The sequence below is a fragment of the Chitinispirillales bacterium ANBcel5 genome (assembly GCA_029688955.1).
In the GTDB taxonomy this organism is placed as follows: Bacteria; Fibrobacterota; Chitinivibrionia; order Chitinivibrionales; family Chitinispirillaceae; genus Cellulosispirillum; species Cellulosispirillum alkaliphilum.
In genome coordinates, this window is sequence record JARUKZ010000012.1 from 38,624 (window position 1) to 53,085 (window position 14,462).

The 14,462-nt window shown below is 40.3% G+C and carries 13 protein-coding genes; 3 read left to right on the forward strand and 10 right to left on the reverse strand.

Annotated elements, in window-relative coordinates; all coding sequences use genetic code 11:
- Position 1: 1 nt before the first annotated feature.
- On the reverse strand, positions 2 to 526 hold the full coding sequence (locus QA601_08465; protein ID MDG5815108.1) for a hypothetical protein: 525 nt from the start codon (positions 524 to 526) through the stop codon (positions 2 to 4).
- 252 nt (positions 527 to 778) lie between these two features.
- On the opposite strand from QA601_08465, the gene QA601_08470 reads away from it, so the two are divergent.
- From QA601_08470 to QA601_08480, 3 genes are all read left to right on the forward strand, one after another.
- Positions 779 to 1,396, forward strand: a complete 618-nt coding sequence (locus tag QA601_08470; protein MDG5815109.1) for an SIS domain-containing protein — start codon at positions 779 to 781, stop codon at positions 1,394 to 1,396.
- Positions 1,397 to 1,415: 19 nt separating this feature from the next.
- On the forward strand, positions 1,416 to 3,026 hold the full coding sequence (gene nadB, locus QA601_08475; protein MDG5815110.1) for an L-aspartate oxidase: 1,611 nt from the start codon (positions 1,416 to 1,418) through the stop codon (positions 3,024 to 3,026).
- A 248-nt stretch (positions 3,027 to 3,274) separates the two neighbouring features.
- Positions 3,275 to 4,990, forward strand: coding sequence for a hypothetical protein (locus tag QA601_08480; protein MDG5815111.1), 1,716 nt, complete (start codon positions 3,275 to 3,277; stop codon positions 4,988 to 4,990).
- A 1-nt stretch (position 4,991) separates the two neighbouring features.
- Here QA601_08480 and QA601_08485 read toward each other — a convergent pair whose 3' ends face one another.
- The 9 genes from QA601_08485 to QA601_08525 all read right to left on the reverse strand — a co-directional run bounded on the left by QA601_08485 (position 4,992) and on the right by QA601_08525 (position 14,427).
- The gene (locus QA601_08485; protein ID MDG5815112.1) at positions 4,992 to 6,359 is read right to left on the reverse strand and encodes a sigma-54 dependent transcriptional regulator; all 1,368 of its coding nucleotides are present in this window, start codon (positions 6,357 to 6,359) and stop codon (positions 4,992 to 4,994) included.
- Positions 6,360 to 6,368: 9 nt separating this feature from the next.
- The gene (locus QA601_08490) at positions 6,369 to 7,895 is read right to left on the reverse strand and encodes a response regulator (GenBank protein ID MDG5815113.1); all 1,527 of its coding nucleotides are present in this window, start codon (positions 7,893 to 7,895) and stop codon (positions 6,369 to 6,371) included.
- A complete protein-coding gene (rdgB, locus tag QA601_08495) occupies positions 7,873 to 8,478 on the reverse strand; it encodes an RdgB/HAM1 family non-canonical purine NTP pyrophosphatase (protein MDG5815114.1) in 606 nt (201 codons plus the stop codon). Before rdgB ends, QA601_08490 begins: the two co-directional genes overlap by 23 nt.
- 12 nt (positions 8,479 to 8,490) lie before the next feature.
- Positions 8,491 to 11,004 carry a leucine--tRNA ligase gene (gene leuS / locus QA601_08500; GenBank protein MDG5815115.1) on the reverse strand — a complete coding sequence of 838 codons (2,514 nt, stop codon included), beginning with the start codon at positions 11,002 to 11,004 and terminating at the stop codon, positions 8,491 to 8,493.
- 30 nt (positions 11,005 to 11,034) lie between these two features.
- Positions 11,035 to 11,973 carry an SDR family oxidoreductase gene (locus QA601_08505; GenBank protein MDG5815116.1) on the reverse strand — a complete coding sequence of 313 codons (939 nt, stop codon included), beginning with the start codon at positions 11,971 to 11,973 and terminating at the stop codon, positions 11,035 to 11,037.
- A 13-nt stretch (positions 11,974 to 11,986) separates the two neighbouring features.
- Positions 11,987 to 12,916, reverse strand: a complete 930-nt coding sequence (locus QA601_08510; protein ID MDG5815117.1) for a hexose kinase — start codon at positions 12,914 to 12,916, stop codon at positions 11,987 to 11,989.
- Positions 12,913 to 13,044: a hypothetical protein gene (locus QA601_08515; protein ID MDG5815118.1), complete on the reverse strand. Its 132-nt coding sequence runs from the start codon at positions 13,042 to 13,044 to the stop codon at positions 12,913 to 12,915. Before QA601_08515 ends, QA601_08510 begins: the two co-directional genes overlap by 4 nt.
- Positions 13,045 to 13,313: 269 nt before the next feature.
- Complete coding sequence (locus QA601_08520) at positions 13,314 to 13,874, reverse strand: hypothetical protein (GenBank protein MDG5815119.1); 561 nt, start codon at positions 13,872 to 13,874, stop codon at positions 13,314 to 13,316.
- A complete protein-coding gene (locus QA601_08525) occupies positions 13,861 to 14,427 on the reverse strand; it encodes a sigma-70 family RNA polymerase sigma factor (GenBank protein MDG5815120.1) in 567 nt (188 codons plus the stop codon). The genes QA601_08520 and QA601_08525 overlap by 14 nt, the downstream gene beginning before the upstream one ends.
- Between the last annotated feature and the right edge of the window lie 35 nt (positions 14,428 to 14,462).

Consider the following 14,462-nt stretch of genomic DNA (forward strand, 5'->3'; position numbering starts at 1 on the left):
TCTATTCTATACGGAAATTATTTATTTCCAGGTTTATCAATGATCCGGATTCTATAATAGAATCCAGTGCTTTCATCAACTCTTTTATCAGAAGTGAATTACGAATTGCGCCATACTGTTGATGTCTCATAGCATTCTTCACAATCACTCTCAATTCAGCTCGCTTAAAAAGCAATTCTCTGTACACCTCATCGCTATCGGTAAAAAGTTCCAACGACAGCAAATTCGATAAATCATCCCTGCCTGATACACTACATCTTATATCTGACAAAGAAACTGACTTTACTTCTCCCGGATGGTTTAGCGAATCAGCTACTTTAACCAGTGTTTCAGGTTTATCAAAAAAGATCTGCTCCTGGCGGGTTATAGCACTATTGTTATGCCCGTTTTTATCGCTACCTGCGCCAAAATCAGTGGCAAAATCCAGGTTATTGATTACTACCATTGCAGATAAAATAATACAGATCGGCAGCAGGAAAAACCACCTGTTGATTTTTCTGCCCTTATTTTGCTTTTTTAACCGCATTTTTCTCATTTTTTTTAGTGAGAAAATCTGTTTTCAATGCATTGAAGAGGATAGTTTAACTCCTTAAAGTACGTTATTACAATGGCTTTAGTGTAAAAAACCATCATTTTTTAGCGCACCATCGTTCTTAAAGCACCTAAAAAGATAAAATTTAATAAACTTTAAGAAACATTTTCAGCCAATTCATAAAATTAATGAGATTAATGTATATTTATGAATATATTGGTTAGAAATCACTGCAAGGAGTAAAAGGTGCACAGTTATCTTCAACGTGCAAAAGAAATAATAGAAGCAGAAGCAAAAGCGCTTCTGGAAATACCACTCGATGATGGTTTTGAACGTGCGATAAACATAATTTATGAATGCAAAGGCAAAGTTATTACCACAGGAATGGGGAAAGCTGGGAATATAGCATTAAAAATTGCCGGTACCCTTAGCTCAACAGGTACACCAGCAGCTTTTCTTCATCCTGGCGAAGCAGCTCATGGCGATTTAGGATTACTTGCCCCCGGTGATGTAATCATAGCGTTTTCGACCTCCGGCAAAACTCGCGAAGTAATCGAAATGTTACAGCTTGCCCACCATTTTGGGATAGATAAGATTATCGGTGTAACAAGCCACCCGGATTCGGCTATTCATGAACTTAGTAATGTGGTCATCAATATGGGTCAAATAAGTGAACCGTGCTCTCTTGGCCTTACCCCCACCTCCAGCACAACGGTGATGATGGCATTAGGGGACGCGATAGCTCTCGTTTTAATGGAGAAAAAGAAGTTCACAAAGGAACAGTACGGGCTACGTCACCACGGTGGTTACCTTGGCCAAAAAGCTAAGGAAAAAATGACCTGCACTATGAGCCAGAACAGCTGAAAGGAACAGGCCTTACAGAATGGATAATTATGAATACGATTTCCTGGTTGTAGGTAGCGGAATAGCCGGGTTGTGCTTTGCAATCCACGCTTCCCAATTCGGGTCTGTTTTGATGATTACCAAAAAGCATGACAGTGAATCAAATACCAATTATGCTCAGGGTGGGATAGCCTGTGTACTTGATAAAAACGACAGTTTCGAGAGACATATTGAAGATACACTGAATGCGGGCAAAGGTTTATGTGACCCGGACTCAGTAAGAACCGTAGTAGAAAAAGGGCCTACGCGAATTAAAGAACTGCTCCAGTGGGGTGCATCTTTCTCAAAAGCACCTGATGCCCAAAACCCCTACGACCTTCACCTTGGAAAAGAGGGTGGACATTCAGCAAAACGAATAGTACATTCAAAAGACCTTACCGGCAAAGAAATTGAAGCGACACTGCTAAATACGTTACACCTGAAGAAAAATGTAACCCTATTCCAAAACCACTGTGCGGTAGAGCTTATAACAGAGCACCATCTGAAAAACAACAGCACGCGGAGTAAATGTTACGGCGCATACATATTGGATTCTCGTAAACGATCAATTTTTTCGGTCAGAGCCAGGATAACCTGTCTTTCAACCGGTGGCGCAGGAATGGTTTATCTTCACACGACAAATCCAGAGATAGCCACCGGGGATGGTGTTGCGATGGCCTACAGGGCTGGCGCAAAAATCTCCAATATGGAATTTATCCAGTTCCACCCCACAACACTGTATCATGAAAACGCTAACTCTTTTCTCATCAGCGAAGCACTACGAGGGTACGGTGCTGTCTTACGTAATGCATCCGGTGAAGAATTTATGAACCGTTATCACACCTCAGGATCACTCGCCCCAAGAGATATAGTAGCCAGAGCGATTGACAACGAAATGAAAAAATCGGGTGAGCCCTGTGTTTATCTGGACATACGAGATGCCAAAGCAGACGAAACCATCAAACACTTTCCAAACATTTACCAAAAATGTCTGTCGTTTGGAATTGATATCACCAAGGATTTGATCCCGGTAGTCCCTGCCGCACATTACCTGTGTGGTGGTATTTTGGTAGACCATTGTGGTAAAACCACCATAGAAAACCTTTACGCCTGTGGTGAATCAGCATGCACTGGCGTACATGGTGCAAATCGCCTGGCGTCCAACTCCTTACTGGAAGCTTTGGTTTTTTCCTATAAATCAGCTTACGATGCTGCTTCAAGGATAAAAGACATTTCCATCCCTCAGGTATCTGAAATACCTGATTGGGATGACAGTGGAACTCATGACAACGAAGAATGGATTCTTCTTTCTCATAATTTAACCGAAATTCAATCTGTAATGTGGGACTATGTTGGAATAGTGCGTTCCAATCTCAGGCTTCACCGGGCACTTCGAAGGATCAATCTGCTGGAAAAAGAGATAGAGAATTTTTACAAAAAAACAAAAATCACCTCTCGTTTACTAGAGCTAAGAAACATTGTTACCACTTCAAAACTAATCATTTTATCAGCTTTAAAGAGAAAAGAAAGCAGAGGGCTACATTACACTACTGATCATCCAAATCAAAATGATCGTTACTGGAAGAGAAACACTATTTTAGAAAAAAAGTGAACTGTTAATACCACCGTCTTATAAGCAAAATTATAACTATGAATTATTCTTCGCTGATTATTTTCTCTGTTCTCTTAATATCTGCAGCTCTATTTTCTGTCTTTCGATATTCTTTATGTAAGATTTCACTACCATCTAAGCTTATTCTTATTTTTTCTCGACTACTAATGTTGATCATAATTAGTTTAGCGTTTTTTGAACCTGTGTTCGATTTTGAAAGATTTCAGACCGGCAAAAAGAATATACCTGTGCTAATTGATGTATCAGCCAGCATGAGTCTTTTCGAACCTCAAAAAACAGTACTCCCAATGCTTGCATCTTTAAAGTCATTGGAGAACGATAATCCAGATCTTGTTTCTTTTTCCCTGTACTCATTTGGTGACTCTTTAAGAGAAATTGATGATTATTATAATCTGGAATTTTCAGATAGAAAAAGCCATTACCCACTACCATTCAATCATCAGGGAAACAGAAGCGAACATACTATAATTATATCAGATGGACACTGGACAAATCACAGGCTTCCTCCGGAAACATTTTCTCATTCAACATTTCACTATTTAGAGTTACCCAAAGCAACTCCAAGTCCCTACTTGGAAATGAATATATTCGCACCACAAAGCGCATCTGCCAACACTCCTGTTCAGATTGAGGTTCAATTAATCGGTTACTCAGACGATTACACAGAAAATACAGTTACACTAAGTAAAAATAATGCGATTTTGAAACAGGAGGTTTTGGAAAGCGACAGCGGTAGATTTTCTCTAAACACCCGATTAACTGTAACTGAGTCCAAACCAGGTATGAATTTATATACTATAGAAGCTAAGAACAGCTCTGGTGACCCCAAAGCAACTCATACTATACCCCTCAAGGTATATCCGGACTACATCAGCTACTCAATTCACACTCAAACCCCCAGCCTTGATGTACGATTTTTATCACAAAATTTATTAGAAAACGACCTCTTTCGCAGAAAGAATTCTGATCCTGATGTTCTCTTCATTACTGAGTGGGATGATGAAGCCCAAACATTACTCAACAGGCTCTCAGACCGTTCTATTGCAGTATTCATTAGTTCACTTCCCTGTAAACAGAAACGACTGACATGTCCACATTTTAACCTTGTTAGCCAACCATATTTTAATGCAAAGGACTTCCTTCATAACCTTCCCAACCCGGACTATTTCATCACGTGTCCAAACGGTACATTTTCCGGTGAAGACGTTTTTCTCGCGGTTTCGCTACCAGAGTGTTCCCCAGACGAAACTGTGCCAATTCTTTCTACCGCACGCTTTCAAAACAGGCGTATTCTTCTTTGTGCTGTTTCTGGAATATGGAAATGGGATTTTTTACCTATGGCTATAGAAAGAGATGAGCAGGAGAAATTTCTTTTCAGCTCAAAACTACTGGATAGAACAAAAGAATTATTACTGACCAACCTTTCTGATTCACTTTTTATTTATCCTTCAGGAGAGTTATCAGAGAATGATTCACTTCGCCTCAAAGCTGTTCTTCCCTCCCAAATTCCAGTATTTAGCCCCCTCAGGATGAGCTTTTCTATAACATCAAAAGATTTTGGAATGGATACAACAGTTTCAGTGGTTTCAAGTGGAGCTTTGGAGGAATCTATTGTATTACCTCCTTTAGCTAAGGGAAGCTATGAGCTCACTTGTTCACTTAGTTATGAAAAGACATTTTTTACCGCCAAGACATCAGTTTCTGTTAACACTGATTTTTCGGAATTCAGGGTTACAGACCAAAACACATCGTTTTTACAACAGTTTGCTTTTCCAATGTCAAAAGATGATGATACTTTTTTGCGTTTTATCTTCGAAGGGGCTGACACAGAAAAGCTAATTACTCAAAGAATAGAAATTAACAGATCCTGGTTACTCTTTGCACTAATATTTTTCTTAATGTTCACAGAGTGGATAATTAGAAGACGCCTTAAATTAGATTAAGTTACTGATATGTCGAGACGATGTTGAGGGCTTTTATTTTTAAATATAGTGTTTTAGGACTGATCCCAAGCACTTTTGCTGCTTTAGCTCTATGCCCTTTTACATTTTTTAGCACCGAAACGATATGCCTTCTTTCTACTTCTTTAAGACTCATGTCATTTTCATACTCTACAGGAGCTTCTTCCTGTAATTTTTCTTCTGGTGCTTTTTTAGATACCTTTAAGAATAGCAGATCATCGGCGCTTACAATTCTCCCACGACTTAAAATACATGTTCTTTCTACAACATTTTTAAGCTCACGTACATTACCCTTCCAATCGTAAGCTTTAAGAATTTCAAGAGCTTTTGAATCGAACTTTTTTTGGAATCCATACAGGGCGATAAAATTATCAACCAACAGCGGAATATCTTCAACTCTTTCTTTCAAAGGCGGAACTTCAATGGAGAGTACATTTAATCTGTAGTAAAGATCAGCTCTGAACTTATTTTCCTCAACGAGCTCTTCAAGTGGTTGATTAGTTGCACATATTATTCTTACATTTAGGGGAATGTCCCTTGTCCCACCAACTCTTCTGATATCTCCGGTTTCAAGGAAACGCAATAATTTAGCTTGAAAATGTATGGGGATTTCACCAATTTCATCCAGAAACAATGTCCCACCATCTGCTATCTCAGCAAGTCCCCTTTTCTGCGCCTTAGCGTCTGTAAAAGCTCCTTTTTCATATCCGAAGAGTTCACTTTCAAGAAGCGTTTCAGATAAAGAGGCACAGTTTATAGGAATAAACGTTTTATCACTTCTGGTACTTTGATTATGAATAGATCTTGCGACAACTTCTTTTCCACTCCCACTTTCCCCAAGGATCAAAACCGTAGACTGGGCAGGCGCGATTCTTGAAATCATCGATCCAAGATCAAGCATCGCTTTGCTTTTACCTATGAGGTTAGCATTATAACCACTTTTCACCAACTCATCTTTTAGTATCCTCAAATCAATAAGTGAACGGTGATGTTCTATAGCTCTCTCAATGTGTATAAGCAACTCTTTAAGGTTATATGGCTTGCGGATATACTCAAATGCCCCAAGCTTCATGCACTCAATGGCCGTTTCCAGTGTTGCATTTCCGGTAAGAATAATTATTTCTGAAGCATTGTTTTCCTGTTTGGTTGCCCTTAGTACATCAATACCATCCATTTTGGGCATCACGATATCAAGAAGAATAACATGATAAAAATTCTCTCTTATTTTTTCGAGTGCAGCTTCTCCATCCGAAACCGTCTCCACACCATACCCGGCCCGACTAAGCTCGTTTTGAAGCAATAATCTTAAAGAGTTTTCATCATCAACTACAAGTATTCGTTCCTTACTCATTACTTAACCCTACGTACTCTTCTGTGTCACCGGTAGTTCCAGCACCACACAGGTTCCCTTAGTTGCCAAATCATTAAACACATCGATTCTTCCGTTACACTCTTCCATCATTCTGTGACAAATTGCGAGCCCCATTCCCGTTTCACGCCCAACTTCTTTTGTTGTAAAAAACGGATCGAATATTTTAGGTAAAATATCAGGATGAATACCAGGCCCCTCATCTGTAATTTTAAGTTTAACAATTCCATTTGATATAAGTTTTTCAAGAGAAATGGTTACCTCAGTGTTCTGGGTACAAAAATCAATACAATTAGAAAAGACGCTTATAAGTACCTGTTCAAATTTATTGCAATCAGTATGTAAGAGTATATCAGAAATAACAGTATTTTTAATTTTTATTCCTACCCGTGATGCCCGTGGGAGTACAAGTTTAAGCACACTTTCCAGACTTTTACAAAGCGATACCTCAGAAATGACACTTTCCCCTCCTCTTGCAAATCTGGAAAGATTATCTATGGTATTTCTACACCGAAGTGTTTCCTGATTGATTATTTCAAGATACTGCATTAACTCGCTTTGTTGAATGTAATCATTGGATTTCAACCGTTCCAGAATAGAATCAGAGAAACCAAGTATAGCAGTTAAAGGGTTATTTACTTCATGAGCAACACCAGAAGCAAGATTTCCGATGGCAGCAAGCTTTGCGGAACGGTAAAGTTGTTTTCTGGTAAGGTCCTTTTCTTTTTCAAGCTCAATTTTTTCAGTAATATTTTCCATTGAAATCACTATCACTTCATGTGCTTCTTCAGTATCAAAGCGTGCAGCTTTCAATTCAACATACAACTTTTCTTTATATGCAGTCTTAATTTCGAAAACCCGGGCTTTAGGAGTAATCTGAGTTTGATTCAAATCATCAATAAGTTCGTTGAATTTTTCTTTCTCATTTGAGGTAATTAGATCAAACATATTTTTACCTAGTATTTTTACTTTTGAAATACCTACAGTTTCAGAAAACAAATTATTACATTCGATTATTTTCAGATTACAATCAAGTGTAAGGATAAGAGTAGGCAGGTATTCATACAGACACTTATAATTTCCCTGAGAGCGTAGCAAATCTCTTTGAAGTGTTCTGATACGAAGCATGGAGCGTATGCGCGCCAGGAGCTCTTCAACGGAAAATGGTTTTGTAATATAGTCATCGGCATAATTCAAGCCCGTGACCTTAGCACTGATGTTATCTAAAGCAGTAACTAAAATTACAGGAAGAAAAAGTTTACTCTTAACGCTTTTTTTGATTTTTTTTGCGACAACGTACCCATTTACATCTGGCATAACCACATCAAGCAACACGACATCCACCGATATTTTCTTGAGCATCTCAAGAGCTTGATGACCACTTCTGCAAACAATTGTATGATAACCTTCGTCGATGAGAATATCTTCTATATAATGTCCGATTTCGTGGTTATCATCAACAATAAGTATACGTTCGACCTTCTGCTTCTCGGGTTCATTCTTCTCCAAAATATCCATAAAGCACTTTTTTTAAGATTTTTAAGGCTTTACCTCTGTGACTGATCATATGTTTTTTTTCGGAATTGTAATTTGCAAGAGATACAGAACTTCCTTCAGGTATAAAAACAGGATCATATCCAAATCCCATCTCACCGGTTCCTTCGTGTGCTATTTGGCCTTCACAGGTTGATTCTGCGGACAGATACTGATCCTGCGCTATTTTAAGCACAAGAACACATCTGAAACGCGCTGTTCTCTTTTCATCAGGGATACCTTCAAGCAAAGAAAGTAACTTTTGGTTATTTTCTTTGCTCATTGCTTTTTCTCCTGCAAACCGTGCGCTTTTTACTCCCGGTGCACCGTTAAGAGCATCTACTTCCAGCCCTGAATCATCCGCCAATGCCCAGACCCCCTGAGTTCTCTCAAACACCCAATCAGCTTTTATCTTGGCATTCTCATAAAAACACAATCCGTACTCATCAATTGCAGGTACCGGATCCCAATGATCTTTCAGAGAGGTCAAATGAACGGGGAGTTTAGAAAACATCTCCCTAAACTCCCTCACCTTGCCTTCATTTCCAGTTGCTAAAATTATTTCCATGCTATAAAAACCTCACGATACAACTATATTGACCAGTTTACCAGGCACAACAATGACTTTTTTGATAGTTTTTCCCTCAGTATGAGCCTTGACCTTTTCCTGAGAAAGTGCCATTTGCTCAAGTTCGTTGCGTGAAGTTTCCCTTGAGGCCTTAAAATTAGCCCTTAATTTCCCGTTAACCTGAACAACAACAGTCACCACAGATTCTTTTACAAGCGATTCATCATACTGAGGCCATTGTGTATTAAGGATAAACCCTTTCTCTCCAAGCTTCTCCCATGCTTCATCCCCAAGGTGAGGTGCAAAAGGAGCGATAAGACGTGCTAATGTGCTCAGGTCCTCTTTTATCACACCGTTAGACATTAGCTCATTAACGTACTCCATAATAGCGGCAATAGCAGTATTAAACTTCATCGATTCTATATCGCTTGTTACCTTTTTGATCGTTTTATGCCTTGTTCTTCTATTTGGATCACCATCTACCAGAGGTTTAAATTCATTAACAAGTCGCCAAATTCTTTTAATTAACCTGCTACACCCTTCAATAGCTCTTGGGTCCCAAGGTTTAGGCAATTCAAATTCACCCATAAACATTTCATAAAGCCTTAATACATCAGCCCCATATTTGGCAATTACGTCATCAGGATTAACCCCGTTTAATTTAGATTTTGCCATCTTTTCTACTTCGGTACTGAGCTTTTCACCCGTCTCTTTTAACCGAGCATCATTACCGTCAAATTCTATATCGTCCAGTGAATGATATTTGCCGAAGGAATCACGGTAGGTAGATGCTAACACAGTACCCTGATGACGAAGTTTTTTAAACGGCTCCTTTGTGGTGACGTATCCAAGGTCATAAAGCACCTTATGCCAGAAGCGTGAATAGAGCAAATGCAACACCGCATGCTCTGCACCACCTACATACAGATCAACATTCATCCACTTCTTCTCAATGTCTTTAGACCAGGGCTCTGAATCGTTTTGAGGATCGATATAGCGCAAATAGTACCAGCACGATCCTGCCCATTGAGGCATCGTATTGGTCTCTCTTTTTGCGCTTTCACCACAGGTTGGACATTCTGTATTAAGCCACTCTTCAATATTTGCCAATGGTGATTCACCTGTACCACTGGGCTCATACTTGTCTACCTCCGGTAGTTTTACCGGCAGATCTTTTTCGGGTACTGGAACAACACCGCATTTTTCACAGTGAATAACAGGAATCGGCTCCCCCCAGTACCTTTGACGTGAAAATATCCAGTCTCTTAACCGGTAACTGACTGCGGCTTTTCCTCTGCCGCTATTTTCAAGCTGAGAGGTTATTTTTTTCTTTGCCTCTTTAGTTGAAAGGCCATCAAGATCACCGGAATTTATGTTTACCCCTTCATCTATAAAAGCCTTGCCTTTTTCGATTTCTTTGTCCTCAAGCGGAGCTACCACCTGAATGATGGGTATATCATATTTTTGAGCAAACTCAAAGTCTCTCTCATCGTGAGCCGGAACAGCCATTATTGCTCCTGTGCCATAGCCTGCAAGTACATAATCTGCAATCCACACAGGAATTGGCTTTTTATTGACAGGATTAAGAGCGTATCCTCCGGTAAAAACTCCGCTTTTTTCTTTGGAAAGTTCGGTCCTTTCCAGATCACTCTTTTTTCTGGCACTCTGCTTGTACTCTTCAACAGCCCCCGCTTGTGCCTCAGTGGTAATTTTTTCTACCAACGGATGCTCTGGAGCCAGTACCATATATGTTGCTCCATACAGGGTATCAGGCCTGGTAGTAAAAACCTTGACTTGTTCTCCTTTGGCTTCACCTTCTGAAACAGTAAATATTACTTCAGCACCTTCGGAGCGACCGATCCAATTCCGTTGCATAGCAAGAGTTGAATCCGGCCAATCAACTTCATCGAGATCCTCAAGCAATCTATCGGCATATTCGGTAATTTTTAGAATCCACTGACGTAAATCTTTTCTCTCCACCTGTGATCCACAGCGTTCACAGTTTCCACCGGTAACTTCTTCGTTTGCAAGCCCTGTCTTACATGAAGGACACCAGTTAATGGGCATGAACCCCTCATAAGCCAGACCTTTTTTATACAGCTGCAGAAATATCCACTGAGTCCATTTATAATACGAAGGATCTGTGGTATTTATCTCTCTATCCCAGTCGTATGCAAAACCGATAGAATCAATCTGCTTTCTAAAATTTGCAATAGCTTTTTCGGTAGTAACACTAGGGTGAATACCTGTTTTGATTGCAAAGTTTTCTGCCGGCAACCCAAAAGCATCCCATCCCATGGGATGCAGCACATTACACCCACACATCCTCTTATAACGGGTTATGATATCGGTAGCGGTGTAGCCCTCGCAATGGCCCACATGAAGACCTGAACCAGAGGGGTAGGGAAACATATCAAGAGCATAATATTTAGGCTTTTCGGGATCGTAAACAGTTTTATGCAATTTTGCATCACGCCATCGTTTTTGCCATTTAGGTTCTACTTCAGAAGCATTATAAGCACTCACGGGTAATTCCTCCTGAGACTTTTATTTCAGTCAATCGAGATTATCTTTAAAATACTTTATCGTTTTCCGGAGCCCCTGCTCCAGCTTAATTTCAGGTTGCCAGTCCAGCTTTTCTTTTGCAAGAGTGATATCGGGACGCCGTTGGCGTGGATCATCGGAAGGGAGTGGTTTATAGATAACCATTGAAGAACTTCCAACCAATTCAATCACCTTTTCGGCAAGCTCTTTAATAGTAAACTCACCCGGATTCCCTACATTTACCGGCCCGTTGAAGCCATCTTTGTTCATAAGTCGAATCATCCCTTCAATAAGGTCATCGACATAGCAAAAGGAGCGTGTTTGTGAACCATCGCCATAAACGGTTATATCGTTGTTTTTAAGTGCCTGAACGATGAAATTAGATACTACCCTACCATCATCAGGATGCATTCTGGGCCCATAGGTATTGAAAATACGCATTATTCTTATATCAACATCATTCATTCTATGATAGTCAAAAAAGAGGGTTTCAGCAACTCTTTTTCCCTCATCATAACATGACCGAAACCCTATAGGGTTCACATTACCCCAGTAGGTTTCCTGTTGAGGATGTTGTGTGGGGTCACCGTAGATCTCGCTGGTTGATGCCTGTAACACTCTTGCTTTTACCCTTTTGGCAAGTCCAAGGACATTTATTGCACCCATTACAGATGTTTTGATTGTTTTTACGGCATTGTGCTGATAATGCACAGGTGAGGCGGGGCAAGCCAAATTGTACACCTGATCTACTTCGACGAAAATGGGAAACGTTATATCGTGTCGCATCAATTCAAAGTTATGGAAATCCATAAGGTGTTCGACATTTTTCTTTCTGCCGGTGAAATAATTATCAAGACAGATCACATCATGCCCACCTCTTACCAGTCTTTCACAAAGGTGGGAACCAAGAAATCCTGCTCCTCCGGTTACCAGAATTCTTTTCGATTTCATTTTGATCCTCGTTTTAAACTGCGTTTATTTCAACATCCTCCATTAATTGCCATACTTCATCTCTTGTGACAACTCCCGGCCCCTGGTGCATAGCTTTGGATGCTCCGCAGGCCACAGCCATACGGCAGGTATCAGCAAAAGAGAACTTCCGTTTTTGCGCAACAAGCATCCCCGCCACCATAGCATCACCACAGCCCACAGTATCAACCGCTTTAACCTTTGGTGGTGAACAAAGCAGGCAATCATTTTCATGAAGCGCAATCATACCATCAGAACCTAAGGAAATAAACACATACGATATTCCCATATCGATAAACCGTTTTCCTTTGAGCGCAATATGGTGCACCCCTTTTATCGGCTCTTCAAAATACTCTTCTAATTCTGAGATATTTGGTTTGATAATAAATGGTTTGGACCTCAGTCCAAATTTAAGTGCATTACTACGTGTGTCCAGTAGAGACTGAACCCCTCTTTGATTACAGACATCTATAACCCTCTTATACACATCGCATTCAAAGCCAGAAGGTATACTTCCCGAAAAAGACCACCAGTCACCCTGTTTAATTTGCCCTGTTATAAAAGAGAGAAACTCTTCCTGTATTCTTACTGGTATTTTTTGTGCAGCGCTGTTGAGATGGGTTACACATGAGTTTTTCTCTTCAAGAATCGTCACATTTACTCTGGCGTTTCCCGGGATTTCAAAAAAAAGCGGCTCTACTTCTAAGCCACAAAGGAATGATGAAAATTTTCTGCTGTCATTTTCTGGAATAAGAGCAGCTACACTCACCGCTTCTCCCAGTGTTTTTACCACTCTTGCTACATTGATCCCTTTTCCTGATGGAAAAGAGTTGGAGTGCAAATCAAGCAACGTATTGCCGGGCTCAAACTTTTCTACATTAAAGCACACATCAAGCGCGGGATTAAACAATGCACATACTATCAAATAGCACCTTCCAGGCTAAGCAGTGTATACAAGATCCTCATTGCTCTAATCATTATTGCAGTTAGAATAGCTGCGGCAATGAACTGTGCGATTCTAATTAAACGAAGCAGGAATTTAGTACGCTTCATACATCATTTTCGAGTACAACCAGATAACAGACATAGAGTCGTTACACAATCGCAGTTTAAACTAGATTACAACAGGTGGCAGGTAAGTGGAAGTTACATTTTAGTTATAAATAGGGCTATTCCACACTGCACTTACTCCAGTTCTGAACTAGTAGTATTCAGAACAAAGATGAAAATACAATGGGAAAGGAGCTTTTGCACCTAAAAAACGCAGAAACAGCCATTTAAATTCCCGTCCCGGCAGACGGGAGTAGAAAAAGAGTTTAGCTTTAGTCTTTAAGATCTACAGGCACAACTCCCTGAGTATTTAAATCGCCCCTGGTTCTTGAAAAATTCACATTTGTGTCTTTGTTAAGAGAGTCAAAAAGAGCACCACTGTCATTTTCGGAGAAAACCACAGAAGTGGCACTCTCAGCTGACTGAGTAACCGCATTAGAGTCCTTTGTTTCTTCATCCCCAACCAGTTGCGCTCTCATGGCTTGCGCCTGATCGTGATTGAGCTTGATATACCCTACCGTTGCAAACCCTATCATGAGCAGCAGCATCGAAACCGCAGCCTTTTTCATAAATACAGGGAAGAATCCTACATTGGTGTATTGTTTTTTAGCACTGCTACAAACTCTTAAGATTTCCTCTGAGACCGCTTGCGATGGAGACTCACCAAGGGTATCGAGGGTGTAGAACATTTTTTGTTCTTTTCTGTAGGTAGCCAACTCATCTCTACACTCCTGACACCCCTCTAAATGAGCTTCATACTCTTTGGTTTCTTGCTCGTTCAGTTCACCTGAACTGTACAACAAACCAGAACATTCCCATTTACTGCACACCATCAATCCCCCTTTTTTTCAACTCTTTTCTGATATTTTTCAGTGCCAGACGCATTCGTCCCAGCGCTGTATTAATTGGACAGTCCATAATTTTTGCAATCTCCTTAAATGGTACTCCACCCATTTCTCTGAGCAAAAACACCTCTCGTTGGAGAGGATCGAGTTTCTCCACCGCCTCGTTTATCAAATCCCGCAAGCTTTGATTTGATAACTGCTGGTCTGGAGCATCAAGCTTGCTTCCTACCGAACCATCAGTATCCTGCTTATGCTCTGTTTCGACCTTTGCATGCCTGAAAAAGTCGATCGTCCTCTTATGAGCTATCCCAAAAAGCCAGCTCAAAAAACTACGTGAGCGATCAAATTGTTCGGCATTTCTTAAAGCCGCAAAAAAGGTTTCCTGAAGAAGATCCTCTGCGATCTCCCGGTCTCCGGTCATACGGAGCAAAAATCCGAAAACCCTATTCTTATACTTGTCATAGAGCTGTGAGAAACCCTGTGAGTTTCCACTAAGCCAAAGGTCAAACAGGTGCTGATCGTCATTTGTTTGTTGATGCATAAGTAGTACGCGTTCCTGAATCCAAATATTGTTTG

Excerpts from the sequence above, each read along its gene's own strand:
- QA601_08520 (MDG5815119.1), bottom strand. The coding sequence starts at position 13,874 with ATGGTGTGCAGTAAATGGGAATGTTCTGGTTTGTTGTACAGTTCAGGT.
- QA601_08505 (MDG5815116.1), bottom strand. The coding sequence starts at position 11,973 with ATGAAATCGAAAAGAATTCTGGTAACCGGAGGAGCAGGATTTCTTGGT.
- QA601_08515 (MDG5815118.1), bottom strand. The coding sequence starts at position 13,044 with ATGAAGCGTACTAAATTCCTGCTTCGTTTAATTAGAATCGCACAGTTC.
- QA601_08485 (MDG5815112.1), bottom strand. The coding sequence starts at position 6,359 with ATGAGTAAGGAACGAATACTTGTAGTTGATGATGAAAACTCTTTAAGA.
- QA601_08525 (MDG5815120.1), bottom strand. The coding sequence starts at position 14,427 with ATGCATCAACAAACAAATGACGATCAGCACCTGTTTGACCTTTGGCTT.
- QA601_08490 (MDG5815113.1), bottom strand. The coding sequence starts at position 7,895 with ATGGATATTTTGGAGAAGAATGAACCCGAGAAGCAGAAGGTCGAACGT.
- rdgB (MDG5815114.1), bottom strand. The coding sequence starts at position 8,478 with ATGGAAATAATTTTAGCAACTGGAAATGAAGGCAAGGTGAGGGAGTTT.
- nadB (MDG5815110.1), top strand. The coding sequence starts at position 1,416 with ATGGATAATTATGAATACGATTTCCTGGTTGTAGGTAGCGGAATAGCC.
- QA601_08465 (MDG5815108.1), bottom strand. The coding sequence starts at position 526 with ATGCGGTTAAAAAAGCAAAATAAGGGCAGAAAAATCAACAGGTGGTTT.